We start from the raw sequence: 24,553 nt of genomic DNA on the forward strand, positions 1-24,553 counted from the left end.
TGCAGAAGGCCCGCCAATCGGCGGGCCTTGTCTCATGTCAGCTAAATCTACTCAGTACTTGCGCAGCAGGCCCACCAGCCGACCTTGCACCTTGACGCGGTCCGGCGGGAAAATGCGGGTTTCATAAGCCGGATTGGCCGCTTCCAGTGCCACAGTGTTCCCCTTGCGGCGCAGGCGCTTGAGGGTTGCTTCCTCGTCGTCCACCAAGGCCACGATGATCTCGCCCGTCGAGGCTTGATCCTGCTTCTTGATGAGCACGGTGTCGCCGTCGAAAATGCCTGCCTCGATCATCGAGTCGCCGCGCACTTCCAGTGCGTAGTGCTCGCCGGGCCCCAGCATTTCCGGTGGCACGGCGATGGTGTGGGAGTGGCTCTGGATAGCTTCAATGGGCGTACCGGCAGCAATGCGGCCCATGACCGGGATGGAAATCGGCCGAGCATAGTCCTCGCCGGCGCTGATGCGAGATGGGGGCGAAGCGACCTTGCCGAGATTGCCTTCGATGACTGAAGGTTCGAAGCGGGCGCGGCGACCACCGAGCGTTGGGTTCATCGAGTCCGGGAGTTTGACCACTTCAAGCGCACGCGCCCGATTGGGGAGGCGGCGGATAAAACCGCGCTCTTCCAGGGCGGTGATCAGCCGGTGAATGCCGGATTTCGACGCCAAATCGAGGGCATCCTTCATCTCATCGAAGGACGGCGGAATGCCGCTTTCTTTCATCCGTTCGTGGATGAACATCAGCAGCTCGTGTTGTTTGCGCGTCAGCATTGGCCCCTCGGCGAGAATCGGAACATAGGCAGAACGACTATAGGTGTTCCAGTTATGTTCTGCAATATCTCCATTGCCATTCCGTGGGACTTAAAGATGAACGGATCCTGAACGACTTTCTCGCTTCAGAATCCGTCTATCGGTAGTGCTTCGACAACTGCTCTGGCGGGCTGGCCGGGATCATGCTCGGGTTGCACGATCAGCATGTCGGCATCTGCGAGCGAGGAGGTGTGCCCGCTATCGGTTTGGGCGATCGGGTCGAGCATCGGCCCGGCATCCGTCTGCACGAGGCGGGCCCGCATGAAGTGCCGACGCGCGGTGTTTGGCGGCGTGGGGCCGACGAGAGGCAGGCGCCAATGCGCAGGCTCGTCGTAGCCCAGCCAATGGCGGAGTGCCGGCTTGATGAAAACAGTGGCCGTGACCATGGCCGAGACGGGATTGCCCGGCAGGCCGAACACCAGGGTTCGTCCATTGCTGCCGAACATCAGCGGCTTGCCGGGGCGCATGTTGATGCGCCAGAAGTCGAGCGCGACACCCAGATCTTTCAATGCACCTTGGACGAGGTCGTGCTCGCCCACGGACGCGCCGCCGGTGGTGATGAGGATGTCCGGCTCGGCAGCCAGCGCCGCACCCAGGCGAGAGCGCAGCAGGGCTGCGTCATCAACAATGATGCCGTGATCCGTCACTGCCTCGGCATAGGGCGCGAGCATGGCAGCAAGCCCAAAGCTGTTGGAGGCGACGATCTGGTCGGGACCTAGTGGAGTACCGGGGAGAACAAGCTCATCGCCCGTCGCCACGAGGGCAATCTGCGGCCGGTGGGCTACGGTTAGCCCGGCGCAATTGGCTGCAGCCGCCACGGCGATCTGCATGGGCGTGAGGCGCGTGCCCGCCGCGACCAGCGTCTGACCAGTAGCGAAGTCAGCACCCGTGGGGCGGATGCTGTGGCCAAGCCGGGCAGGGGCCGTGAAGCGGACGAGGTCGCCCTCGCGCACCGCCTCTTCCTGCATGATCACGGTGTCGGCGCCGACGGGGACTGGCGCGCCAGTGAAGATGCGGACCGCTTCTCCTTCCCCAACAGACCCGCTGAAGGCTGCGCCGGCCTGAGACATGCCAACGACCCGAAGCTGCGCCCCGTCGCTCACGTCCGCGGCCCGCATGGCATAACCGTCCATGGCGCTGGCATTGAAGGGCGGCTGGTCGTGCGTGGCAATGATCGGGTCGGCGAGGACGCGGCCCACCGCCTCGGGCAGGGCCACAATTTCCGGCGTTACTGGGGGAACACGGCTGAGGATTTGGGCCAGCGCGTCGTCGACCGGAAGAAGGCTCATGGCGCCCGCATGTAGTCGCCGGATTTGCCACCCGACTTCTCGAGCAGGCAGATATCGCTGACGACCATGGCGCGGTCGATTGCCTTGGCCATGTCGTATAGCGTGAGGGCCGCGGTAGAGGCAGCAACCAGTGCTTCCATCTCGACGCCGGTCTGTCCAGTTGTTTCAGCCGTCGCGGTGATGCGGATGGCCTCGGCGCTCTCGGCTTCGATTTCGACGTTGACCTTGGTGAGCGGAATGGGATGACAGAGCGGAATGAGCTCGGAAGTCTTCTTGGCACCCATGATGCCGGCCACGCGCGCCACTGCGAGTGCGTCGCCTTTCTTGAGGCCACCGCCCATAATGGTGCTGATTGTCGAGGGTTGACCGGTCAACCGCGCCTGCGCCGTGGCTCGGCGACGCGTAACCGCCTTGTCACCAATATCGACGATGTGCGCCTCGCCCCGGGCATTGAGATGGGTGAGGGCTTGGTTGCTCATGAGCGAACCGTCTCGACTTGGCCCATCAGGAGAGCCCGCGTCGCGGCGACCACATCGTCCTGCCGCATCAAACTCTCACCAACGAGGAAGGTCCCGATACCCGCTTCGCGATCCAGCAGTTGCAGGTGGGCGTGGTCCACGATGCCGCTTTCGCTGACCAGGGTCACGCCTTCCGGAACACCGCCTGCGAGCTTGATGGAGGTTTCGAGGGTTGTTTCGAAGGTGCGCAGATTGCGATTGTTGATGCCGATGAACTGGGCGCCCAGCCCTAGCGCACGATCGAGTTCAATCTGGTCATGCACCTCCACCAGTGCATCCATGCCCCATTCCTCGGCGGCGTCGAGCAGGTAGCGCGCCACGTCGTCGCCGACCGCGGCGAGGATGATGAGGATGCAGTCCGCGCCCCAAGCCCGTGCCTCGGCAACCTGATAGGTCTCGAACAGGAAGTCCTTGCGCAGCACCGGCAGGCGCGTCGCAGCGCGGGCCTCGATCAGATAGCTGGGCGAGCCCTGAAAGCTCGGCCGATCCGTCAGCACAGAAAGGCAAGCTGCGCCCGCCATTTCATAGCTCCGGGCGATCTCGGCGGGGTTGAAGTCGGGCCGGATTAAACCCTTGGACGGGCTGGCCTTCTTCACCTCGGCAATCAGGGCATACTGCCCCGCAGCGCGCTTGCTCTTGAGAGCCTTGAGGAAACCACGTGGAGCGGGCTGGTCATGGGCCTGTGCCACCACCTCTGCCCATGGGTGCATCGCCTTGGCAGCAGCGATTTCCTCGCGCTTGTAGGCTTCGATCTGCTGGAGAATATCGGTCATGCGTCCCGTCCGTTTGACACCGCCACCAGGCGGGCGAGAGTGCCCTTGGCCTTGCCCTCATCGATGATCGTGCTGGCCACGGCAATGCCGTCCTCGATGCTGCCAACGCGATCCGCGACGAAAATGGCCGCTCCGGCATTGAGCAGTACGGTTTCCCGGTAGGCACCCGGTGCTCCGTCGAACAAAGCCCTGATCGCCTGCGCATTCTCTTCCGGCGTGCCCCCCAGTAAGTCTTTGGGGTCGGTCAGTGGCAAGCCGATCTGCTCGGGGTGAAGCTCAAAGCTGCGGAGATCGCCATCGACGATCTGGGCGACGAAGTTGGGTCCAGAGGTCGAGAGTTCGTCGAGCCCTTCGCTGGAGTGAACCACCCAGGCCTTGATGGCGCGATTGGCCAGCAAGGCCGCTGCAACCGGCTCGACCCATTCCTGCGCGTAGACGCCCAGGAGGTAGCGGCGAACCCCGGCGGGATTGGATTGCGGTCCGAGCAGATTGAAGAGGGTGCGCACGCCCATTTCGACGCGCGACGGGCCTACATGGCGCATCGCGGGATGGTGGGAGGGCGCGAACATAAAGCCAATACCGGCTTCATGGATGCAGCGCGAGATTTCCTCGGGAGAGAGATCCAGCTTGACGCCGAGAGCCTCCAGCGCCTGAGACGAGCCAGACCGCGAGGACAGGGCCTTGTTGCCATGCTTGGCGACGGGTATTCCCGCCGCAGCAACCACCACGGCGGTCGCGGTCGAAATATTGAGGCTGCCGACGCCATCGCCGCCGGTACCCACGATGTCGATTGCATCCTGCGGTGCCGCGACGGGGATCATCTGCTCGCGCAAGATGGACACGGCGGCGGCAATCTCGCCCACCGTTTCGCCCTTGATCCGCATGCCCATGAGAAAGGCGCCGATCTGGCTGGGCGTAGCTTCACCCGCCATGATGATGCGCATGACGCTGCGCATTTCCTCACCGGTCAGGTCGCGGCGATCAGCGATTTTGTGGAGGGCCGCCTTGATGTCCATCACGCTGCCTTCCGGGTTTTAAAGTCGCGGGCGATATTCAAGAAGTTCTGCAGCAAGGCATGGCCGTTCTCCGAGGCAATGCTCTCGGGGTGAAACTGCACGCCATGGAGCGGCAGGGTCTTGTGCTGCATGCCCATGATCAGCCCGTCCGCCGTGCTGGCGGTGACCTCCAGCGTTTCGGGCAGCGTCTCCTGCTTGACAATCAGCGAGTGGTAGCGTGTCGCCTCAAAGTTCGAATTGAGGTCCTGGAACAGTCCCTTACCGGTGTGTTCGATCGGGCTTGTTTTGCCATGCACCAGGTGGGGCGCGCGGATCACTTCGCCACCCATAGCCTGGCCGATGGCCTGATGGCCAAGGCACACGCCAAGCATGGGGATTTCGCTCTTGAAGCGGTCGATCACATCGAGGCAGATGCCGGCTTCGGTCGGTGTGCAGGGGCCGGGAGACAGCACGATCGCCTCGGGCGCCATCTCTGCGATTTCGTCGGGCGTGATCTTGTCATTGCGCACCACGGTGATGTCGGCGCCGAGTTCGCCCAGGAAGTGGACAAGATTGTAGGTAAAGCTATCGTAGTTATCGATGACGAGGGTCTTGGTCATTTGGGGTGTTTCCTAAACCAGGGGGACATTCCCGCACCTGCGGGAACCTCTGTTCAGAGTTGACCCCGCCATCGAAAAACGTGGGTGACGAGCCGGGTAGATATCTGCGCACTCATTGGCCGATCCTTGCCTCGCCAGCATAGCGCAGAGCTTCCTCGGCGGCACTAAAAAGAGCGCGAGCCTTGTTCTCGCACTCGAGCTGCTCGAGTTCGGGCTTGCTATCGGCAACGATGCCTGCGCCAGACTGCACGAACACCTTGCCATCCTTCAGGATGGCCGTGCGTAGCACAATGCAGGTGTCCATGGTGCCATCGGCGCCGAAATAGCCGACGCAGCCGCCATAGATCCCGCGACGCGATCGCTCGAGCTCATCGATGATCTCCATGGCCCTTACCTTGGGAGCGCCAGAAACCGTTCCCGCAGGAAAACCGGCGGACAGCGCGTCAATGAAATCGTTCCTGGGATCGAGTTCGCCCACCACGTTGGAGACGATGTGCATCACATGGGAATAGTATTCGAGGAAGAACTTGTCCGTAACCTTGACGCTACCGGTCTTGGCGACCCGGCCGACATCGTTGCGACCCAGATCGAGCAGCATCAGATGCTCGGCGCGCTCCTTGGGATCGGCGAGCAGTTCGGCTGCTAATTCCTGATCCCGCGTCGGGGTGGAACCACGCTTACGGGTGCCAGCGATGGGCCGGATGGTGACTTCGCCATTTTGCACTCGCACCAGGATCTCCGGGCTGGACCCCGCCACGGCAAAGTCGCCGAAGTCCAAAAAGTACATATAGGGCGATGGATTGGTGCGGCGCAGGGCACGGTAGAGGGCGGTCGGCGGCAGGGTGAAATCGGCGGAAAAGCGCTGGCTGAGCACCACCTGGAAGATGTCACCGGCTGCGATGTATTCCTTGGCCTTCGCCACCATGGCGAAATAGTCGTCTCGCGAGGTGTTGCTGGTGACCGCAAGAGATTCCAGCTGGGGCAGGGCGCTGGTGGCGGGGAGGGACCGACCCAAGCGGCCGATTGCATCGTCGATCCGCGCCTGGGCGGCTTCATAGGCCTGACGCGCCGAGACACCGCTGCGGACATAGACTGGCGCAGTCAGATAAAGCTCATCCTTGAGCGTATCGAAGATGGCCAAGAGCGAGGGACGGATCAGAATGGCTTCCGGCGTACCCAGCTCGTCTGGATTGCTGTCGGGCAGCACCTCCATATACCGGACCATGTCATAGCTGAGATAGCCATAGATGCCCGCCGATTGCGGCGGCAGGCCCTCGGGCGCTTCGATGGCGCTTTCCGCAACGAGGGCCCGCAATGCATCAAGCGGTTTGTCGCTGATCGCCTCGAAGACCGAGGCGTCGAGATGCGCCGAGCGGTTGATTGACGGCTGCCCGCCCTCAACCTTGAGGATCACGTCGGGCAGCAGGCCAATAATGGAATAGCGACCGCGGGTCGTGCCATCCTGCACCGATTCCAGCAGGTAGGAATTGGTGCGCCCCTCGGCGAGCTTGAGATAGGTGCCGATCGGCGTTTCGAGGTCCGCGACAATACGGCGCCAGACAATCTGCGACTTCCCAGCATCGTAGTGTTCACCGAAGCGCTGAAAGTCGTCGTCGCCCATCTTGGATCTATCCAGTTTGGTGTGAAACCGGCCTGTGGTTACAGGCCAGTGTTGAGTGCTAGCGCCTGCTGCAATGCCGGCTGGTTGATGCGTAGGCCCAGATCATTGGTCATCGCCGAGACGAAATCGCTGTAGAGACCGACGCGCAGCTCGTTTTCGAGGCTCTCCTGGGCGTCGGCTTCCAACGCGCCCTCAGCGGGCGTCGTGCTGATGACGTCGAAGACGACGAACTGGCCGGACTGGCTGACGGCGCTGCCGTGATGATCGGGACCGCCGGCAAAAACTGCGGAAGCTACGGTGGTGTCGATAGTGCCGTCATCGGCGCCGAAGCGCGTGAAAGGTTGGCTGAGCTGAGGGAAGGCATTGTAGGAGGCGGCGACCTCCGCCAGCGCTTCCCCGTTGTCGAGCCGCGCTACCGCATCATCAGCAGCCGCCAGGAGGGCGTCGTTCACCGCTTCGCTGGTATAGGCAGCCGCGATCTCCTCACGCGCCTCCTCGAGTGTTTGATCCCGCGCCGGCTCAATAGTGCTGACGTTGAAGAAGAGGTTGCCGCTGCCGCCGAGCGGGAGAGACGGCGTTAGTGCATCGGTTTCAGCGCGGAAGATGGCCTCGGCAACCCGTTGACGATCTTCCTGGGGCAGGCCCTCGACCGCAGCAAGCTCTGTGCCACCGGCGGTGACGTCGAGCTCATAGAGTTCGAGACCGAAGCGTTCGGCGATCTCGGGCAAGGGACGGAAGGCCGCGCGGAGTTCCTCCACCTGATCGAGAATGTCGGAGATCTCGTTGCGTGCTTCGGTCATGGCCAAATCTTCGGCGATCTGGTCCCGAACATCCGCCAGCGCGGGTTCGCCGCCGGCTTCGATGGCCGAAACAAAGACGGCACGCTGACCGGCAACGCCGGGGATGAGGGCAAACGTCCCTTCTTCGAGCCCAAAGGCAGCGGAAGCGAGATTGCGGTCGGTGATGCCGCTCTGGGGCAGGGTGCCTAGCTGCGTGGCGGTGAGGCCTGCATCGGCAACCAAGGTCTCGAATGGTGTACCGGCGGCAAGGCCTGCTTCGAAGGCCGCGACCTGCTCGGGGGTAGAGAGCACGACCTGCTGGATGGTACGTCGCTCTGGAACGCTGAGATTGGTGCGCGTCCGCTCATACTCAGCCGCGATGGCTTCGTCCGAGATGGTCCTGCCAGCCGCGAGTGTGGCTGGAGAGAGCACCAGCACCTGTGTGCTGCGCGTCTCGACCGTACGGAACTCGGCCTGACGTTCTGCCAGATACGCGGCCAGTTCTTCTTCCGTCGGGGCGGGCGGTGTGGGGATGCTGAGCTCGGAGAGCGTGAAATAATCGATGGTGCGCTGGTCGCCGGCATAGCGGTTGACCAGTCGGGAAGCGGCTTCGGGCAAAGCGGCCTGGCTGAAGAGCGTCAGCGACAGCTGCTGCCGGCGTGCGGCATCGGCCTGGTTCTCGAAATACTCCCGCTCGGTGACGCCGCTCATTTGCAGTACCTGCTGGAACGAGGCGGGATCGAACGTGCCTAGTGTTCCCTGAAAACTGGGATCTTCGCGCACCATCTGGCTCAGTTGCGCTTCGGAGACGCCGAGGCCGAAATCGCTCGCCATCTGCGTCAGCGCCGCTTCCTGACCCAGTTGCTGGAGCACCGCGGAGGGAATGCCGAAGTTCATCGCCTCCTCGGCAGTTGGCACTGAACCGAGCTGCTGGGCGATGCGGTTGAGCTGGTTCTGATAGGCGCGCAGGAATGTGCTCGACTCGATCTCCTGATCGCCCACGGTGGCAACCGTGTTGCTGCCGAGCCCGGTGATGACATTGTTGATGCCGAAGCCTGCAAGCCCCACCAGGAGAAAGACACCGAGGATTTTCCCGGGCCAAGATTTTGCAAAGGCACGCAAACTATCGAGCATCTGAGACGTTCCAATTCGGCGATGCTAGGCTTTACCGCATGAGCGGCGGCACCTAGTAATCCAGTTTGACAGCCGGGGTTAGGGCAAAGCCCGCCATGGTGCAAGAGGAATGCAGGAGCAAACAGTGACCATGACCATCACGCCGCTTATCGCAGGTAACTGGAAGATGAACGGCCTTCGCAGCTCGCTCGACGAGGTGGCGGAGCTCGCGGGGCTGCTGACCACCGGGGAAGCGCCGCGCGCACTTGTGGTCATCTGTCCCCCTGCAACTATCCTCCATACGGTCGCCTCGGCCGGAGCGACCAGCGGGATTCTGGCGGGTGGCCAGGACTGCCACACCGCTGTCTCCGGCGCCCACACTGGCGACCTTTCCGCCTCGATGCTTGCCGATGCCGGCGCGCAATATGTCATCGTGGGCCACTCCGAACGTCGCGCTGCGCATGGCGAAACCGACGAGGTGGTGCGGGCCAAGGCGGAGGCCGCCATTGGCGCGGGACTGAAGCCAATCATCTGCGTGGGCGAGACCGAAAGCGAGCGCGACGCGGGCAATGCGGAAGCCGTGGTCGCTAGCCAGATCACCGGATCGATTCCCGATGCCGCAGGCCAGCATGAGGTGATCGTCGCCTATGAACCCATCTGGGCCATCGGTACCGGGCGGACCCCGAGCTGCGAAGAGATCGGACAGATGCACAATGCCATCCGCCGGCAATTGGTGGAGCGGTTTGGGGAGAAGGGCGCCAGCACGCGCATTCTCTATGGTGGGTCGATGAAGCCGATGAATGCGCGCGAGATCCTCGACATCGAGAATGTGAATGGTGGCCTTGTTGGCGGCGCCAGCCTCTTGGCAAAAGACTTCTACACCATTATCTCGGCGGTATGAGCGGATGCTGGAGGCGGGCTAAAACTTGGCCGGCGCCTCTGGCCTTTGCCGTTCGAGGCGTGTATGACGCGCCATCTTTTGACCAAGACCGATTGACTGAGACACGATGGCGAACGTCCTGATTGTGGCCTATCTGCTGATCGTCCTGGCGCTGATTGCGGTGATCCTGCTGCAGCGCTCGGAAGGTGGCGCGCTGGGCATTGGCGGCGGTGGTGGCGGCGGGCTGATGACCGCGCGCGGCTCTGCAAACCTGCTAACCCGCACCACGGCGATCCTGGCTACGCTCTTTTTCGCCACGGCAATCGGGCTGACGATTCTTTCCGAGCTGGATCGCGGCACCTCGGGCATTCTCGAGCGCGCGGCGCAGGGTCAAGACGGGGCTGCACCCACCAGCGTGCTTGATGCGCTCAATTCGCTGCAGGGCACCGAGACGCTTCCTGTTCCTGCCGCTGAGACGCCTGCCGCTCCCGAGGGTGCTGACCCGGTGACCGACCCGACGCTACCGCTGCCAGCGACCGATGTCGCACCTGCTGCGGAGCCCGTGGTGGTGGAGACTGCTCCGGCCGGTTCGAGCGATCTACCGGTGCCTTTGGCTCCGGCTGAGACGCCGGCCAACTAACCCGCCGAAAGGCGAAACGGAAAAAGGGGATGGCGACATCCCCTTCTTCTTTTGTGTAGAGCGCCTCCTGGCCTCTACGAATCGACGCTGATGTGATTAAGGTGAACGCCCATGGCTCGGTACGTATTCATCACCGGAGGCGTGGTCTCCTCATTGGGTAAAGGTCTTGCATCGGCGGCTCTTGGCGCCGTCCTGCAAGCGCGCGGCTACAAGGTGCGCCTGCGCAAGCTCGACCCCTATCTCAATGTGGACCCCGGCACGATGTCGCCGACCCAGCACGGCGAGGTCTTTGTCACCGACGATGGTGCCGAGACGGACCTGGACCTGGGTCACTATGAGCGCTTCACCGGCCGCGCCGCCAACAAGCGCGACAATATCACCACCGGCCGCATCTATTCCGATATCCTCGCCAAGGAGCGGCGGGGCGACTATCTGGGCGCCACCGTGCAGGTCATTCCGCACGTCACCGACGCGATCAAGGAATTCGTCCTCGAAGGCAATGAGGAGTACGATTTTGTGCTGGTCGAGATCGGCGGCACGGTCGGCGATATCGAGGGACTGCCATTCTTTGAAGCCATCCGGCAGATCGGCAACGAGCTGCCGCGCGGACAGGTGGTCTATCTGCACCTTACGCTGATGCCCTATATCCCTTCGGCAGGGGAGCTTAAGACCAAGCCGACGCAGCACTCCGTGGCCGAGCTGCGCTCCATCGGCATTATGCCGGACGTGCTCCTGGTCCGCTGTGACCGCCCGATCCCCGAGTCCGACAAGCGCAAGCTCGCGCTCTTCTGCAATGTCCGTGAAAGCGCCGTGATCCAGGGACTGGACGTCGGCTCCATTTACGACGTGCCGCTCGCCTATCACCAGGAAGGGCTTGACCGGGAAGTCCTGGCAGCCTTCGGCATCACCGATGCTCCGGCCCCCAAGATGGAAGGCTGGGAAGAGGTGTCGGACCGCTTCCACAACCCCGAGGGCGAGGTCAACATCGCCATCGTGGGCAAATATACCGGCCTTCGGGATGCCTATAAGTCGCTGTCGGAAGCCCTGACCCATGGCGGCATCGCCAACAAGGTCAAGGTTAACCTGCAATGGATCGACTCCGAGGTCTTCGAGCGCGACGACCCGGCGCCCTATCTCGAGCACGTGCACGGCATTCTCGTTCCCGGCGGCTTCGGCGAGCGCGGGGCCCAGGGCAAGATCGAGGCGGCTCGTTTTGCCCGCATCAAGGACGTGCCCTATTTCGGTATCTGTTTTGGCATGCAGATGGCCTGTATCGAAGCCGCGCGGAACACGGCCGGCATCAAGACGGCCTCCTCCACAGAGTTTGGCCCAACCAAGGAGGCGGTGGTCGGCATGATGACCGAGTGGACCAAGGACAACAACAAGGAAGTCCGCGGCACCGACACTGATCTGGGCGGCACCATGCGAGTGGGGGCCTATCCGGCGCAGCTCACGCGCGGATCGCGCGTGGCCGACATCTATGGCGGCACTCGCATCAGCGAGCGCCATCGCCACCGCTATGAGGTGAACATGGAGTACCGCAAGGTCCTGGAAAAGAATGGGCTCCTGTTCTCCGGCGTCTCGCCCGATGGCAAGCTGCCCGAGATCGTCGAGCGCACCGATCACCCGTGGTTCATCGGCGTCCAGTTCCACCCCGAGCTTAAGTCCAAACCCTTTGAGCCGCACCCGCTCTTTGCTAGCTTCATCGCGGCGGCTATTGAGCAGAGCCGGTTGGTTTAGCTCGCACAATGGCCGAGATCGTCAATCTCCGCACTGTTCGCAAGCAGAAGGCGCGTGCGGAGAAGGCCACCCAGGCTGAGCAAAACCGCATCACCCATGGCCGCACCAAGGCGGAGAAGCTGCGCAGCAAGGCCGAAGCCGAGCTCGCCGCCAAGCGGCTCGACAGCCACAAGCTTGACGAATAGCGCCGTTGCGTGAATTGCTCGCAACCCTTGGGCAGGCTGCATGTTGCAGCCCGTCGACTTCAATCACCGTGAACAACTGACAGGATTTGCTATGCGACTTCTCATGCTCGGCACCGGCGGCATGGCCCGGCTTCATGTGAAGGGGTTCAGGGAAGCCGAGGGCGTGGAGATCGTCGCGGCTGTGGATACCGATCCCAACCGCCTGCAAGCTTTCCGGGAGGCCAACGACATCCCGCGGGGTTTCGCCTCGCTGGACGCAGCTTTGGCTTGGGGCGAGTTCGACGCGATCACCAATATTACGCCCGACAGCGTGCATTACCCCACCACCATGGCGGCCCTGAAGGCTGGCAAGCACGTCTTCTGCGAGAAGCCACTCGCCACCGATCACGCCAAGGCTTTCGAAATGACCGAGACCGCCGAGCGGCTCGGTCTCGTCAACATGGTCAATCTGACCTATCGCAACGTGCCGCAGCTGCAGAAGGCGCATGAACTCATTGCGTCAGGGCAGATCGGAGCGGTGAAGCACATCGAAGCGAGCTATCTGCAGAGCTGGCTGGTGTCGAAGGCCTGGGGCGATTGGCGCACCTCGCCGACCTGGCTCTGGCGCCTCAGCACCAAGCATGGCTCCAATGGCGTGCTGGGTGATATTGGCATTCATATTCTCGACTTCGCCGCCTATGCGGCCGGCACCGAATACAAGAACGTCTTCTTTCGCCTGCAGACCTTCGACAAGGCGGAAAACGGGTCCATTGGCGAATACAAGCTCGACGCCAACGACACCTTCGTCATGACCGCTGAGATGACCAACGGCGCCATGGCGGTGATACATGCCACCCGCTGGGCATCGGGGCACCTCAACGATCTGCGGCTGCGTATCTATGGCGAGAAGGGCGGCATCCATCTGGTCGATATCAACCACACGCCCAAGCTGATGGTCTGCCTGGGCGACGATGTTGAAACCGCGACCTGGACCGAAATGGAAGTCGAGCCGGTGCAGACCAATTATGCCCGCTTCGTGGAAGCGGTGCGCGCCGGGCAAAACATGGAGCCGTCTTTCCGTCACGCCGCCAATCTGCAGAAAATCCTTGATCTAGCGGCCGTGACGGAGCGAGATCGGAGCGAGCACTTAGCCGCCGCGCCCGCCAAGCCCAAGGTCGTGATCGACTAACGAAACCAAAAGGCCGGTGTCGAAAACACCGGCCTTGTTGTTTCTACCAATTCACTTGGCATTCGGCGCCGCGCGGGCCGAACTGCATGCTGTCCTCGGTATACTGGAAGATTTCCAACTTGACCCCGTTGGGATCAGCCATCCAGGCCTGCCAAGTGCCGTCAACGCCCAGCTTCTTGTCGGTAATCTCCGCGCCCTTGCTGCGGACGGCCTCGATGAACCCATCGATGTCCTCCGTTTCAAGGCAGATGTGGTTGATCTGGTCGGTTTCCGCGAAGCGTGACTCCCCCTTGCGGAACACCTCGATAAAGGTGCGTTCCCCAAGTCGAGATAGTAGCCGATGCGTTCTTCGCCGCGCTTAAAGGTAAACGCTAGCGGCAGGCCAAGAACCTCGCAGTAGAATTTCTCGGTCGCATCGAGGTCGCGAGCGAAGATGCAGGTGTGGGCGATCTGCTTGATGTGCGGTGTGGTCAATTGGAGCCTCCTTCTTCCTGTCCATGCGTCTAACGGTTCGCGCGGGCGGAACGAACCCATCTTTTTTGCCCCGCCCCCTTTTCCTTGTCACATGGCGCGTCTAGGAGAGACACCAACACCGTAACCCCAGCGGAAGAGGGCTCTTCATGTCGTCAATCATCCACGTCACTGGCCGGCAAATCTATGACAGCCGCGGCAATCCCACGGTCGAGGTCGATGTGGTGCTGGACGATGGCAGCTTCGGCCGTGCCGCAGTTCCGTCCGGCGCTTCCACCGGCGCACACGAAGCGGTCGAGCTGCGCGACGGTGGGCAGAAGTACTCCGGCAAGGGCGTGACCCAGGCCGTCGAGAACGTCAACGGGCCAATCTTCGATGAAATCCAAGGTATGGACGCACTGGACCAGCTTGCGGTCGATCAGGCCATGATTGAGCTGGACGGCACGGCCAACAAGGGTCGCCTGGGTGCCAACGCTATTCTCGGCGTCTCCCTGGCTGTCGCCAAGGCCGCTGCCGAATCGAGCGAACTGCCGTTCTACCGCTATATCGGCGGCCCGAACGCCCATGTCCTGCCCGTGCCGATGATGAACATCATCAATGGCGGCGAGCATGCGGACAACCCGATCGACATGCAGGAATTCATGATCCTGCCGGTGGGCGCGGAAAGCCTCTCCGAAGCCGTCCGCATCGGTTCGGAAATCTTCCACACCCTCAAAAAGGGTCTGTCAGCTGAGGGTCACAATACGGCCGTGGGTGACGAGGGTGGCTTTGCGCCAAACCTCAAGTCTGCCGATGACGCGCTGGGCTTCATCATGCGCTCGATTGAAAAGGCCGGCTACAAGCCCGGCGAGGACGTGTTCCTCGCGCTCGATTGTGCGGCCACCGAATATTACAAAGGCGGCAAGTACGAGATGGTCGGCGAGGGCAAGTCACTGTCCTCCGACGAGAACGTGCGTTTCCTCGAAGACCTCGCTACCCGATTTCCCATCATCTCCATCGAAGACGGCATGGCCGAAGACGACTGGGATGGCTGGAAGGCCCTCACTGAAGCCGTCGGTAAGAAGGTGCAACTCGTGGGCGACGATCTGTTCGTCACCAATACCGAGCGTCTGGTGTCGGGCATCAAGATGGGTGTTGCCAACTCCATCCTGGTCAAGGTCAACCAGATCGGCTCACTGTCGGAAACGCTCAACGCCGTCGATACAGCGCACCGCGCTGGCTACACCTCAGTGATGTCGCACCGCTCGGGCGAGACCGAGGATTCCACAATCGCCGATCTCGCCGTGGCGCTGAACTGCGGTCAGATCAAGACCGGATCTCTGTCGCGTTCAGACCGGCTGGCCAAGTACAACCAGTTGATCCGCATCGAGGAACAGCTGGGTACGTCAGCAAAATATGCCGGCTACTCGGTGGTCAAGGGCCGCTAAGCTCTCTCAAGCCCGGCAGCGATGCCGGGCTTTTTCTTGTCAGCTGTTCTTCACTTTTGCTGTGACCGGCAACGGGCTGGTGCGCGACCCGTTGGGACACGCAGGCAGCAAAGGAGACAACTAATGGCTGAACGCGCCAAACTCGCCGTCGTGACCGGCGCCTCTTTGGGCATCGGGCTCGAACTGGCCAAGCAGTGCATCGAGCACGGCTACGACCTCATTATTGCGTCCGATACTGAGGAGATCCAGGAGGCTGCGGCCGTACTGCGCGGTCTCGGTGGCACGGTTGAGGCGGTGCAGGCCGATCTCGCGACCCGGATCGGCATCGACCAACTCTATACGACCGTGGCGCGGCAGGGGCGCCCCGTTGACGTGCTGATGGCAAATGCCGGCCGTGGCCTCGGCGAGGCCTTTGTCGATCAAGACTTCGCCGACATCCAGCGGGTGATCGACACCAATGTGTTCGGCACCACATATTTGCTGCATCGGTTCCTGCGCGACATGCGCAATCGCAACGAGGGCAAGGTGCTGATCACCGGCTCTATCGCGGGCGCGATGCCGGGCGCCTTCCAGGCGGTCTACAATGCCACCAAGGCCTATGTAGATTCTTTCGCCTATGCGCTCCGCAACGAACTCAAGGACACCGACATCACAGTCACCTGTTTGATGCCGGGGCCGACCGATACGGACTTCTTCGAGACGGCTGACATGCTCGACACCAAGGTCGGTACCGACAAGAAGGACGATCCGGCCATGGTGGCCAAAAAGGGCTTCGACGCCATGATGCGCGGCGAGGGCCACGAGGTCACCGGCTTTGCCAACAAGATGCAAGCCATGATGGCCAATATCATGCCTGACGATGCCCTGGCCGAAATGCACCGCAAGATGGCGCAGCCCGGCACCGCCAAGCACTAGAGCCTACTGGAACGCCGTCTCGGCAAAACTTCTGAGCTTGCGCGAATGCAGCCGCTCCGGCGGCTGGTCGCGCAGGATCTCCATCGCTCGCAGGCCGATCTGCAGATGCCGGTTAACCTGCGTGCGGTAGAAGTCCGAGGCCATGCCGGGCAGCTTGAGCTCGCCATGGAGCGGCTTGTCGGAGACGCAGAGCAGGGTGCCGTAGGGCACGCGGAAGCGGAACCCATTAGCAGCGATGGTCGCCGACTCCATGTCCAGGGCGACAGCGCGAGACTGGCTAAGGCGCCGCGTAATCTCGGCCTGGTCGCGCAATTCCCAATTGCGATTGTCGAAGGTCGCGACTGTACCGGTGCGCATGATCTTCTTGGTCTCAACGCCATCGGTCTGGGTCACTTCCCCCACCGCCTGCTGCAGGGCAACCTGCACCTCGGCCAGCGCCGGTATCGGCACCGAGAGCGGCAGGTCGGCGTCGAGCACGTGGTCTTCCCGCACATAGGCATGCGCCAGGACGAAGTCGCCCAACTCCTGCGAATTGCGCAAGCCGGCACAGTGCCCCAGCATGATCCAGGCATGGGGCCGCAGCACTGCGATATGGTCGGTGATCGTCTTGGCGTTGGATGGCCCCACGCCGATATTGACCATGGTGATGCCGCGCTTGCCGCCGGCGGTCAGGTGATAGGCGGGCATCTGTGGGGCCCGCACCGGGGCCGAACCGGCCGTGGTGCCGCCGCGCAGCATGTTGTCTGTCACCACATTGCCCGGCTCGATGAAGCTCTCGTAATGCGGATGCCCCTCGCGCATATATTCCTTCGCGACCCGGCAGAACTCGTCGATGTAGAAGGCGTAGTTGGTGAAGATGACGAAGTTCTGGAAGTGCTGGGCGGCAGTGCCCGTATAGTGGCTTAGCCGGAACAGCGAATAGTCCACCCGCGGTGCGGTGAAGGCCGAGAGCGGGTATGGCCCGCCCTTGCGTGGCACAAAGCTGCCATTGGCGATCTCGTCGTCGGTATGGGCTAGGTCCGGCGCGTCGAACACGTCACGGAGCGGCACGCTCAACGCATTCAGGGCTTCCCCATCCACCCGCTCATCGGGCGGCATGGAGAAATGCAGCGGAATGGGGGTGTCGGATTCTCCGATGTCGATGGTGCCGCCATGATTCTTCAGAATCGCGGCGAACTGCTCCTGTAGGTAGCTCCGAAAGAGATCCGGCGCGGTCACCGTCGTTCGGTAAATTCCGGGCGTGTGGAGAAAACCATAGGGCAGGGTGCTCTCATGCTTGCTGTAGCTGGTCGAACGCACTTCGACCTGGGGATAGCAGGCGCGCACCCGCCCTTCCGGTGCCTTGCCCGACGCCAGGGCATCGAGGTGGGCGCGGATGAAGCTCGTATTGCGATGATAGATATGCGCGAGATGGCTCCAGGCCTGCTCGGGGTCGGTAAAGGACTGGGTTTCGAGGCGGGGCGGGCTGATTGTCGTCATGCTTTTCTCTCTCGCCGGCTTTTGGGGAGCCGGTATCCTCCGGTCGTCCTCGTGGCCATTTCAGGGGCCTCGACTAGCTCCATCCAATGACAGTTTCTCAACAGCGCTTCAACTGCGGCTGGCAGGGCTGGGCCCCTTTCACATAGCGGTGAGGGCGCCTTTTCTCGCCGCATTTGCCTCCCATCTTGTAGGCAAGTTCATCGGCACGGCAAGCGACCCATGCAACCGGTGAGCGTGGAGTGCCGTGTTGGCCGCTTGTCCCCCAAGCCCTCAACAGTGCGGCAGGCCGGCACTCCCAATTGGCTGCGATGGCAGAGATGCCGTCGCAGCCTCGTCGTTTCTGGCCTGCGCTTTCCCCACCTTCCGTCCACACGCCAAGCTGCCTTGCGGCAAAAAGCATGGACGCCGCATGCGGCATTTCCTATTGCAGCGGCATGGCCGCAGCGGCCGCTCCCATTCCAATCATCGGAGGCTCCCATGACGGCTAAGATTATCGACGGCAAGAGTTTCGCCGAGGGCCTGCGTGGCCGGATCGCCGAGCATGTGGGTCGGCTTAAGCAAGATCATGGCATCACGCCGGGGCTGGCTGTGGTCATCGTCGGCCATGATCCAGCCAGCCAGGTCTATGTGACCAACAAGGCCAAGCAGACCGCTGAAGTGGGGATGGCTTCGTTGAAGCATGAACTGCCCGAGGACACCTCCCAGGAAGCGCTCCTGGCATTGGTGCAGGCGCTCAACAATGACCCGGCTGTGCACGGCATTCTCGTGCAGATGCCGCTGCCCGCGCAGATCGATCCGGTCCGCGTGATCGAGACTATCGCGCCCGAAAAGGACGTCGACTGCTTCACCCCCGCCAATGTCGGCAAGGTGCAGATCGGCTTGCCAGGGCCTGTGTCCTGCACCCCTTTGGGGTGCCTCATGCTGCTGCGCGATCAGCTTGGCTCGCTGGCAGGGCTCAACGCCGTGATCGTCGGCCGCTCCAATTTGGTCGGTAAGCCGATGGCTCAGTTGCTGCTGCGCGAGAACTGCACCGTGACGGTCGCGCACTCAAAGACGCAAAACCTGGCCGACGTGGTGCGCCAGGCCGACATCGTCATTGCCGCTGTCGGTCGTCCGCAGATGATCAAGGGCGAGTGGATCAAGTCGGGTGCTACAGTGATCGACGTAGGCATCAATCGCATCGATGCGCCCGAGCGCGGCGATGGCAAGACCCGGCTCGTGGGCGATGTGGCCTATGCGGAAGCCTCGAAAATCGCCGGGGCCATCACCCCCGTTCCGGGCGGCGTCGGTCCGATGACCATCGCGTGCCTCCTTGCCAATACCGTCACCACCGCGTGCCTCATCAACGGCTTGACACCGCCGAGCGACCTCACCGCATGATCGACGGCACCGGTCACGATCCCGGCGGCCGGGTGCGGCTGCGCCTGCTGCCGGGCGTAAAGGGCGACGCCATCTTCACCGATCACGAGCATCGCCAGCAGATGCGGCGATGGACCGGCGAAAGCTTCCCCAATCGCTACATCATGTTCATCGGCATGAATCCGTCCACCGCCGACGCCACGGTGAACGACCCGACCTGCGCCCGCGAATGGACCTTTGCGCAGCGGGAAGGCTATTCGGCCATGATCAAGACCAATGTCGGCGATTATCGCGCCACCGACCCAAAGATGCTGCTGCAACCGGGAGTCGTGGCATCATCGCCGGCCAATCTCCCCGTGATCCGTGCGGCGGCGGCGAGTGCCGAAAAGGTCGTTCTCTGCCATGGCAAGCTCAACAAGGCGCTGGCGCCTGCTGGTCGCGAGATCGTCGCGGCGTTGCGCGCCGACGGCATCGAACTATGGTGTTTCGGCACCAATGCGGATGGCTCACCCAAGCATCCGCTCTACCTGCGCCTCGATACGCCATTGGTGCTTTTCGAACACTGAGACCGGAGAAATCTCCGTCGATACGGCGGAACGGTTTCACCTGCTTTGATGTTGTCGTACCGTTAGGCCACGGGGGCGCCTACGTCAGGGTCTATCTATATGCGGTTAAGGTTATCGGCGGCGGTTGTCGTCAGTGCGATGTCTTTGATGCCGGTTTCGGCTCAAGAAGCGGCAGACCAGCGGGATCAAGCCGTGTTCTTTTTCGGTGGCCGCTTCACCGATCAATACTTCGAATACAGCTTTGCCCCTTTCACCGTAAGTTATGAAGACAACTACGTTGTCGGCGCCGGCTATCAGGAGTTTTTCCTGGGCGATCGCGGTGGTCTGATGCTCGGTGCAGAACTGGGCGTCGCAGGCCGATTTGGCGATCGCACTTCAACAGAGCTCTGGGGCGGCGTGGTCGCCCGGGCCGACGACCTGCTCGCAACCGAGGATTTCGGCGTTTCTTTCAGTCTCACCACCGGCCTGTCGGTTGCCAGCGATACCATCGGCATCGAATCGCCGCGTGAACTTGAGAGCGGTGGCGACACGACGCTGCTGTTCTATCTTGGGCCCGAGGTGAGCGTGAACGTGGCGCAACTGCCGAACACTGAGTTCTTCTGGCGCATTCATCACCGCTCGGGCGCTTGGAAAACCCTAGGCGGCATGCAGGACGGCGCCAACGCCACCGTTTTGGGCGTGCGGTGGAAGTTCTAAGCTGAAGAGCTTAGTGGGTCTAGCCGACCAAAAAGAATGTGCGTGCCACGGTATGGTCCCGCAACGCCTGCGCGGGCAACTTCCCGGTCAAGGCAAGAACAACCTGCTGTGGGTCTTTGACCGCGCTGGCGTCCACCACCACGCGGCTGAAGGCAGGACGGAGCCCACGGCGCTGGCTTTCCAGCAGATTGAACAGCAAAGCACGAACATCCGCCTGAGCGGCACACGCGATGCAGTGGTCGCCATCATCATGGCCGTGGCTGGTGTTGGCCGGCAGCCGGATCAGCGCAGTGTCGGCGTCGAGCGACAGAAGTTGGCCGGGCTTGGTGATGAGCGTGACGGGGATAGGCTTATTGCTCGTCATGAAGTACCCCCGACCACAATGTCATTCCCGCGCAAGCCGGAACCCTGTTCCTCTGTCCCAACACCCCGAACCGAGGTTCCCGCTCGCGCGGGAATGACCCTGTGGTGGAAACGAACGATCACGCACCAACAGGACCACTCCTCCTCCCAGGGGGAGGTCGGGTGGGGCTATCCTACTCCGCTGCCACAATGCTCGGCCTTGGGATGTAGTTGAGCACTGGCCCAAGCCACCGCTCCACCTCGTCCACCGCCATGCCTTTGCGCTCGGCATAGTCCAGCACCTGGTCGCGCTCCACCTTGGCTACGCCAAAATAATACGCCTCGGGATGGCTGAAATAGAATCCTGACACCGACGATCCTGGCCACATGGCATAGCTCTCGGTCAGGCTTACTCCCGCGTTCTTCTCCGCCTCAAGCAGACGGAACAGCGTGGTTTTCTCAGTATGGTCCGGCTGTGCCGGATAACCGGGGGCAGGGCGGATGCCACGGTAGGTCTCGGCGATCAGCTCTTCGGGCTTGAGGACCTCGTCGCTGGCATAGCCCCAGAACTCCTTGCGGACCCGCTCGTGCATGAACTCGGCCAAGGCCTCCGCATAACGGTCCGCCAGGGCCTTCACTAGGATCGATGAATAATCGTCGTGCTGCTTCTCGAAGCGTTCGGCAATCGCCACCTCTTCGAGACCCGCCGTAACGACGAAGCCGCCCATGAAGTCGGACTTGCCGCTCCCTTCAGGGGCCACGAAGTCGGCAAGAGCCATGTTGGGCTTGTCGCCGCGCTTGGAAAGCTGTTGCCGCAGGGTGAAGAGCGTTGCGAGTTCCTCCTCGCGCCCTTCATCGGCATAGAGTTTGATATCGTCGCCCACCGCATTGGCGGGCCAGAAGCCGACGACGGCGCGCGGCCGGAACCAGTTCTCATCGATGATCTGCTTGAGCATGGCTTGTGCATCGGCAAACAATTGCCGCGCCGCTTCGCCCTGGCGCTCGTCCTCGAGAATGGCCGGGTAGCGGCCCTTGAGCTCCCAGGTCTGGAAGAAGGGAGTCCAGTCGATGTATTCTGCCAGTTGCCTAAGGTCGAAATCGTCGAAGACCTTGGTGCCCAAGAAACTCGGCTTGGGTGGCTCATAGCCACTCCAATCTGGCTTGAACGCATTCTGCCGGGCAGCAGCAAGCGGCAGGCGCTGCTTGTCGCTTTCTGCCCGCTCATGCGCAGCCGCGGCCTTGGCATATTCCGCCCGCACCTGCTCAATAAAGGTCACTTTGGTGTCGGCCGAGAGCAGGTTCGACACCACGCCCACCGCGCGGCTGGCATCGTTCACGTGTACGGCTTGGCCGTTGCTGTAGCGCGGGTGGATCTTTACCGCCGTATGTACCCGGCTGGTGGTCGCCCCACCGATCAAGAGCGGGATGTCGAAGCCCTCGCGCTCCATTTCGGCGGCCACATGCACCATCTCGTCGAGCGAGGGTGTGATGAGGCCCGAAAGCCCGATCACGTCGACATTCTGGTCCCGTGCGGTCTGCAGGATCTTGGCTGTGGGCACCATCACGCCTAGATCGATGATCTCGTAATTGTTGCAGGCGAGAACGACCCCGACGATGTTCTTGCCAATGTCGTGCACGTCCCCCTTGACGGTGGCCATCAGCACCTTGCCAGCGGCCTTACGCTGCTCGCCGCCGTTGAGGCGCTTTTCCTCCTCCATATAGGGCAGGAGATGGGCCACGGCCTGCTTCATCACGCGGGCCGATTTGACCACCTGCGGCAGGAACATCTTGCCCGACCCGAAAAGGTCGCCCACCACATTCATGCCGGCCATCAGCGGGCCCTCGATCACGTGGAGCGGGCGCTCGGCCTCGAGCCGTGCCTCCTCGGTGTCAGCCTCGATGAATTCGGTGATGCCATTCACCAGCGCGTGGGTAATCCGGTCCTGGACGGGCTTCTCACGCCAGCTCAAATCCTTGGCGCTAGGTCCCTTGCCGGCGGTGCCGCGATAGCGTTCGGCGAGTTCGAGCAGCCGGTCGGTTGCGTCCGGCCGCCGGTTGAGGATCACGTCCTCGCAAGCGTCCCGCAATTCTCGATCGATCGTTTCGTAAACCGCCAACTGGCCGGCATTGACGATGCCCATGTCCATGCCGTTCTGGATGGCATAGTAGAGGAATACGGCGTGCATCGCTTCGCGCACCGGCTCGTTGCCGCGGAACGAAAACGACAGATTGCTGATGCCGCCCGAAATGTGCACATGGGGCAGGGTGTCGGTGATCTGCTTGGTGGCCTCGAGGAAAGCCACCCCGTAACCATTGTGTTCCTCGATGCCGGTCGCCACCGCGAACACATTGGGATCGAAGATGATGTCTTCGGGCGGAAAACCCACTTCTTCGGTGAGCAGCTTATAGGCGCGCGTACAGATCTCGACTTTGCGCTCGAGCGTATCGGCTTGGCCCTGCTCATCAAACGCCATCACCACCACGGCAGCGCCATAGGCGCGGACGAGGCGCGCTTGCTGGAGGAAGCTCTCCTCACCCTCCTTCATGGAGATCGAGTTCACCAGCGCCTTGCCCTGCACGCATTTGAGGCCCGCCTCGATTACCTCCCATTTGGAGCTGTCGATCATCAGCGGCACTTTGGCGATGTCGGGCTCGGCGGCCAGCAGATTGAGGAACTCGATCATCACCTGCTTGGAGTCGATCAGTCCCTCATCCATGTTGATGTCAATGATCTGGGCGCCATTGGCGACCTGATCGCGCGCCACGTCCAGCGCGGCGGCATAGTCACCGGCGGTGATCAGCTTGCGGAAGCGGGCCGAGCCGGTGACGTTGGTCCGCTCCCCGATGTTGACGAAGGGAATGTCTGAGGTGAGCGTGAACGGTTCGAGCCCAGCCAGCCGCAGGAGGCGGTCGGCCTCTGGCACCTGCCGCGGCTTATGCCGGCTTACCACCTCGGCTACGGCGCGGATATGGTCGGGCGTTGAGCCGCAGCAGCCGCCCACGATGTTCAGGAGGCCTTCCTCCGCGAAGCTATTGAGTTGCGCGGCCATTTGCTCGGGCGATTGGTCGTAGGCGCCCATCTCATTGGGCAGCCCGGCATTGGGATAGGCGCAGATGAACGTATCAGCGACGCTAGACAGCTCGGAAATATGCGCCCGCATCAGGTCCGCGCCCAGCGCGCAGTTGAGCCCGATGGTCAGAGGATTGGCATGGCGTATCGAATACCAGAACGCCGTTGGCGTCTGGCCCGAAAGCGTGCGGCCGGATAGGTCGGTGATCGTTCCGGAGATCATGATCGGCACATCAATGCCGCGTTCTTCAAACAGCCGCTGCGCCGCGAAAATGCCAGCCTTGGTGTTGAGCGTATCGGTGATGGTCTCGAATAAGAGGAGGTCGGCGCCGGCGTCGACAAGGCCGCGAATGGCCTCTCCATAGGCTTCCACCAGTTCATCGAAGGTGATCGCGCGATGGCCTGGGCTGTTGACGTCCGTAGACATGGACGAGGTTTTGTTGGTCGGTCCCAAAGCGCCAGCGACGAACCGCCGCCGCCCGTCTTCGGCTTCAGCCCGCAGCGCCGCCCGGCGTGCCACCACGACGCCCTGGAAGTTGATGTCGTAAACCGCCTCTTCGGTGCCGTAATCCGCCTGCGCTACGGACGTCGCCGAAAAGGTGTTGGTCTCGGCGATATCAGCGCCGGCCATGAAATATTCGAAGTGGATGTCCTCGATCCGCTTGGGCTCAGTGAGAACCAGCAGGTCATTGTTGCCCTGCAGCGGATGGCTCCAGTCCTTGAAGCGTTCGCCGCGGAAGTTCTCCTCGGTCAGCTTGAGCCGCTGTATCATGGTGCCCATGGCGCCATCGAGGATGAGGATGCGTTCGCCCATCGCCGCCGCAAGCGCTGCACGCACCTCCGACCAATCGGGGATATGAGGCGTATCAGAAGCGGTGGAGGTCATAGTGTCCTCATCGGAGAAGGGGCGGCGCAAGGCTTTCCGTAGACATAAAGATATCTTTATATCCGTCAACCAGCAACGCCTCGCGTTAGCATTCGCGCTCTTGTGCGACGCTCAAGGCTAACACTCCGTTCCCCTTAACGCCTCCGAAACCAGAAAATGTTGTTTTTGGTACAAATGCGACGGAGCCGGCGTACCATCGGGCTCCGCAGACCCACGA

Annotated in this window: 22 protein-coding genes and 1 pseudogene; 10 read left to right on the forward strand and 13 right to left on the reverse strand. The window is 62.1% G+C overall.

The window, feature by feature from the left end:
• Positions 1-51: 51 nt before the first annotated feature.
• The 8 genes from lexA to QOV41_RS10920 all read right to left on the reverse strand — a co-directional run bounded on the left by lexA (position 52) and on the right by QOV41_RS10920 (position 8,533).
• Positions 52-765, reverse strand: coding sequence for a transcriptional repressor LexA (gene lexA, locus QOV41_RS10885; protein WP_284576539.1), 714 nt, complete (start codon positions 763-765; stop codon positions 52-54).
• Between the two features lie 125 nt (positions 766-890).
• Entirely contained in the window at positions 891-2,093 is a 1,203-nt protein-coding gene (locus QOV41_RS10890; protein ID WP_284576541.1) for a molybdopterin molybdotransferase MoeA, read from the reverse strand.
• Positions 2,090-2,572, reverse strand: a complete 483-nt coding sequence (gene moaC, locus QOV41_RS10895) for a cyclic pyranopterin monophosphate synthase MoaC (RefSeq protein WP_284576543.1) — start codon at positions 2,570-2,572, stop codon at positions 2,090-2,092. Before moaC ends, QOV41_RS10890 begins: the two co-directional genes overlap by 4 nt.
• Positions 2,569-3,384, reverse strand: coding sequence for an indole-3-glycerol phosphate synthase TrpC (trpC, locus tag QOV41_RS10900; RefSeq protein ID WP_284576544.1), 816 nt, complete (start codon positions 3,382-3,384; stop codon positions 2,569-2,571). The genes moaC and trpC overlap by 4 nt, the downstream gene beginning before the upstream one ends.
• Positions 3,381-4,403: an anthranilate phosphoribosyltransferase gene (gene trpD, locus QOV41_RS10905; protein ID WP_415926705.1), complete on the reverse strand. Its 1,023-nt coding sequence runs from the start codon at positions 4,401-4,403 to the stop codon at positions 3,381-3,383. Before trpD ends, trpC begins: the two co-directional genes overlap by 4 nt.
• Positions 4,400-4,999: an anthranilate synthase component II gene (locus QOV41_RS10910; protein WP_284576546.1), complete on the reverse strand. Its 600-nt coding sequence runs from the start codon at positions 4,997-4,999 to the stop codon at positions 4,400-4,402. Before QOV41_RS10910 ends, trpD begins: the two co-directional genes overlap by 4 nt.
• A gap of 112 nt (positions 5,000-5,111) precedes the next feature.
• Entirely contained in the window at positions 5,112-6,620 is a 1,509-nt protein-coding gene (trpE, locus tag QOV41_RS10915; protein ID WP_284576547.1) for an anthranilate synthase component I, read from the reverse strand.
• 38 nt (positions 6,621-6,658) lie between these two features.
• Entirely contained in the window at positions 6,659-8,533 is a 1,875-nt protein-coding gene (locus tag QOV41_RS10920; protein ID WP_284576550.1) for a peptidylprolyl isomerase, read from the reverse strand.
• A gap of 130 nt (positions 8,534-8,663) precedes the next feature.
• Here QOV41_RS10920 and tpiA point away from each other — a divergent pair, with 130 nt between their 5' ends.
• The 5 genes from tpiA to QOV41_RS10945 all read left to right on the forward strand — a co-directional run bounded on the left by tpiA (position 8,664) and on the right by QOV41_RS10945 (position 13,125).
• Positions 8,664-9,413 (forward strand): triose-phosphate isomerase, encoded by a 750-nt coding sequence (gene tpiA / locus QOV41_RS10925; RefSeq protein WP_415926773.1) that lies wholly within the window; start codon positions 8,664-8,666, stop codon positions 9,411-9,413.
• A 106-nt stretch (positions 9,414-9,519) separates the two neighbouring features.
• Positions 9,520-10,032: a preprotein translocase subunit SecG gene (gene secG, locus QOV41_RS10930; protein ID WP_284576553.1), complete on the forward strand. Its 513-nt coding sequence runs from the start codon at positions 9,520-9,522 to the stop codon at positions 10,030-10,032.
• A gap of 111 nt (positions 10,033-10,143) precedes the next feature.
• On the forward strand, positions 10,144-11,772 hold the full coding sequence (locus QOV41_RS10935; protein WP_284576555.1) for a CTP synthase: 1,629 nt from the start codon (positions 10,144-10,146) through the stop codon (positions 11,770-11,772).
• Between the two features lie 8 nt (positions 11,773-11,780).
• A complete protein-coding gene (locus QOV41_RS10940) occupies positions 11,781-11,957 on the forward strand; it encodes a DUF4169 family protein (RefSeq protein WP_284576556.1) in 177 nt (58 codons plus the stop codon).
• A 91-nt stretch (positions 11,958-12,048) separates the two neighbouring features.
• Positions 12,049-13,125 carry a Gfo/Idh/MocA family protein gene (locus tag QOV41_RS10945; RefSeq protein WP_284576557.1) on the forward strand — a complete coding sequence of 359 codons (1,077 nt, stop codon included), beginning with the start codon at positions 12,049-12,051 and terminating at the stop codon, positions 13,123-13,125.
• A gap of 43 nt (positions 13,126-13,168) precedes the next feature.
• Here QOV41_RS10945 and QOV41_RS10950 read toward each other — a convergent pair whose 3' ends face one another.
• Both QOV41_RS10950 and QOV41_RS10955 read right to left on the reverse strand, forming a co-directional pair.
• Complete coding sequence (locus QOV41_RS10950) at positions 13,169-13,426, reverse strand: VOC family protein (RefSeq protein ID WP_284576558.1); 258 nt, start codon at positions 13,424-13,426, stop codon at positions 13,169-13,171.
• Between the two features lie 53 nt (positions 13,427-13,479).
• Positions 13,480-13,659, reverse strand: a pseudogene (locus QOV41_RS10955) (VOC family protein); the annotation flags it as partial.
• Between the two features lie 86 nt (positions 13,660-13,745).
• On the opposite strand from QOV41_RS10955, the gene eno reads away from it, so the two are divergent.
• Entirely contained in the window at positions 13,746-15,023 is a 1,278-nt protein-coding gene (gene eno, locus QOV41_RS10960) for a phosphopyruvate hydratase (RefSeq protein WP_284576560.1), read from the forward strand.
• A 123-nt stretch (positions 15,024-15,146) separates the two neighbouring features.
• Positions 15,147-15,938, forward strand: coding sequence for an SDR family NAD(P)-dependent oxidoreductase (locus QOV41_RS10965; protein ID WP_284576562.1), 792 nt, complete (start codon positions 15,147-15,149; stop codon positions 15,936-15,938).
• A gap of 3 nt (positions 15,939-15,941) precedes the next feature.
• Here QOV41_RS10965 and QOV41_RS10970 read toward each other — a convergent pair whose 3' ends face one another.
• Positions 15,942-17,417, reverse strand: coding sequence for an AMP nucleosidase (locus QOV41_RS10970; protein ID WP_284576563.1), 1,476 nt, complete (start codon positions 17,415-17,417; stop codon positions 15,942-15,944).
• Between the two features lie 477 nt (positions 17,418-17,894).
• Here QOV41_RS10970 and folD point away from each other — a divergent pair, with 477 nt between their 5' ends.
• The 3 genes from folD (at position 17,895) to QOV41_RS10985 (ending at position 20,038) form a co-directional block, all read left to right on the forward strand.
• Positions 17,895-18,797 carry a bifunctional methylenetetrahydrofolate dehydrogenase/methenyltetrahydrofolate cyclohydrolase FolD gene (gene folD, locus QOV41_RS10975; protein ID WP_284576564.1) on the forward strand — a complete coding sequence of 301 codons (903 nt, stop codon included), beginning with the start codon at positions 17,895-17,897 and terminating at the stop codon, positions 18,795-18,797.
• Positions 18,794-19,342, forward strand: coding sequence for a DUF1643 domain-containing protein (locus QOV41_RS10980; protein ID WP_284576566.1), 549 nt, complete (start codon positions 18,794-18,796; stop codon positions 19,340-19,342). Before folD ends, QOV41_RS10980 begins: the two co-directional genes overlap by 4 nt.
• 147 nt (positions 19,343-19,489) lie before the next feature.
• Positions 19,490-20,038: a hypothetical protein gene (locus QOV41_RS10985; protein WP_284576567.1), complete on the forward strand. Its 549-nt coding sequence runs from the start codon at positions 19,490-19,492 to the stop codon at positions 20,036-20,038.
• Positions 20,039-20,057: 19 nt separating this feature from the next.
• On the opposite strand, the gene QOV41_RS10990 is transcribed toward QOV41_RS10985, so the two are convergent.
• Both QOV41_RS10990 and metH read right to left on the reverse strand, forming a co-directional pair.
• Positions 20,058-20,402 (reverse strand): hypothetical protein, encoded by a 345-nt coding sequence (locus tag QOV41_RS10990; protein ID WP_284576568.1) that lies wholly within the window; start codon positions 20,400-20,402, stop codon positions 20,058-20,060.
• Positions 20,403-20,574: 172 nt separating this feature from the next.
• Entirely contained in the window at positions 20,575-24,336 is a 3,762-nt protein-coding gene (metH, locus tag QOV41_RS10995) for a methionine synthase (RefSeq protein WP_284576570.1), read from the reverse strand.
• Positions 24,337-24,553 lie beyond the last annotated feature (217 nt).

It is taken from the genome of Devosia sp. RR2S18 (genome assembly GCF_030177755.1).
Classification (GTDB): Bacteria; Pseudomonadota; Alphaproteobacteria; order Rhizobiales; family Devosiaceae; genus Devosia; species Devosia rhizosphaerae.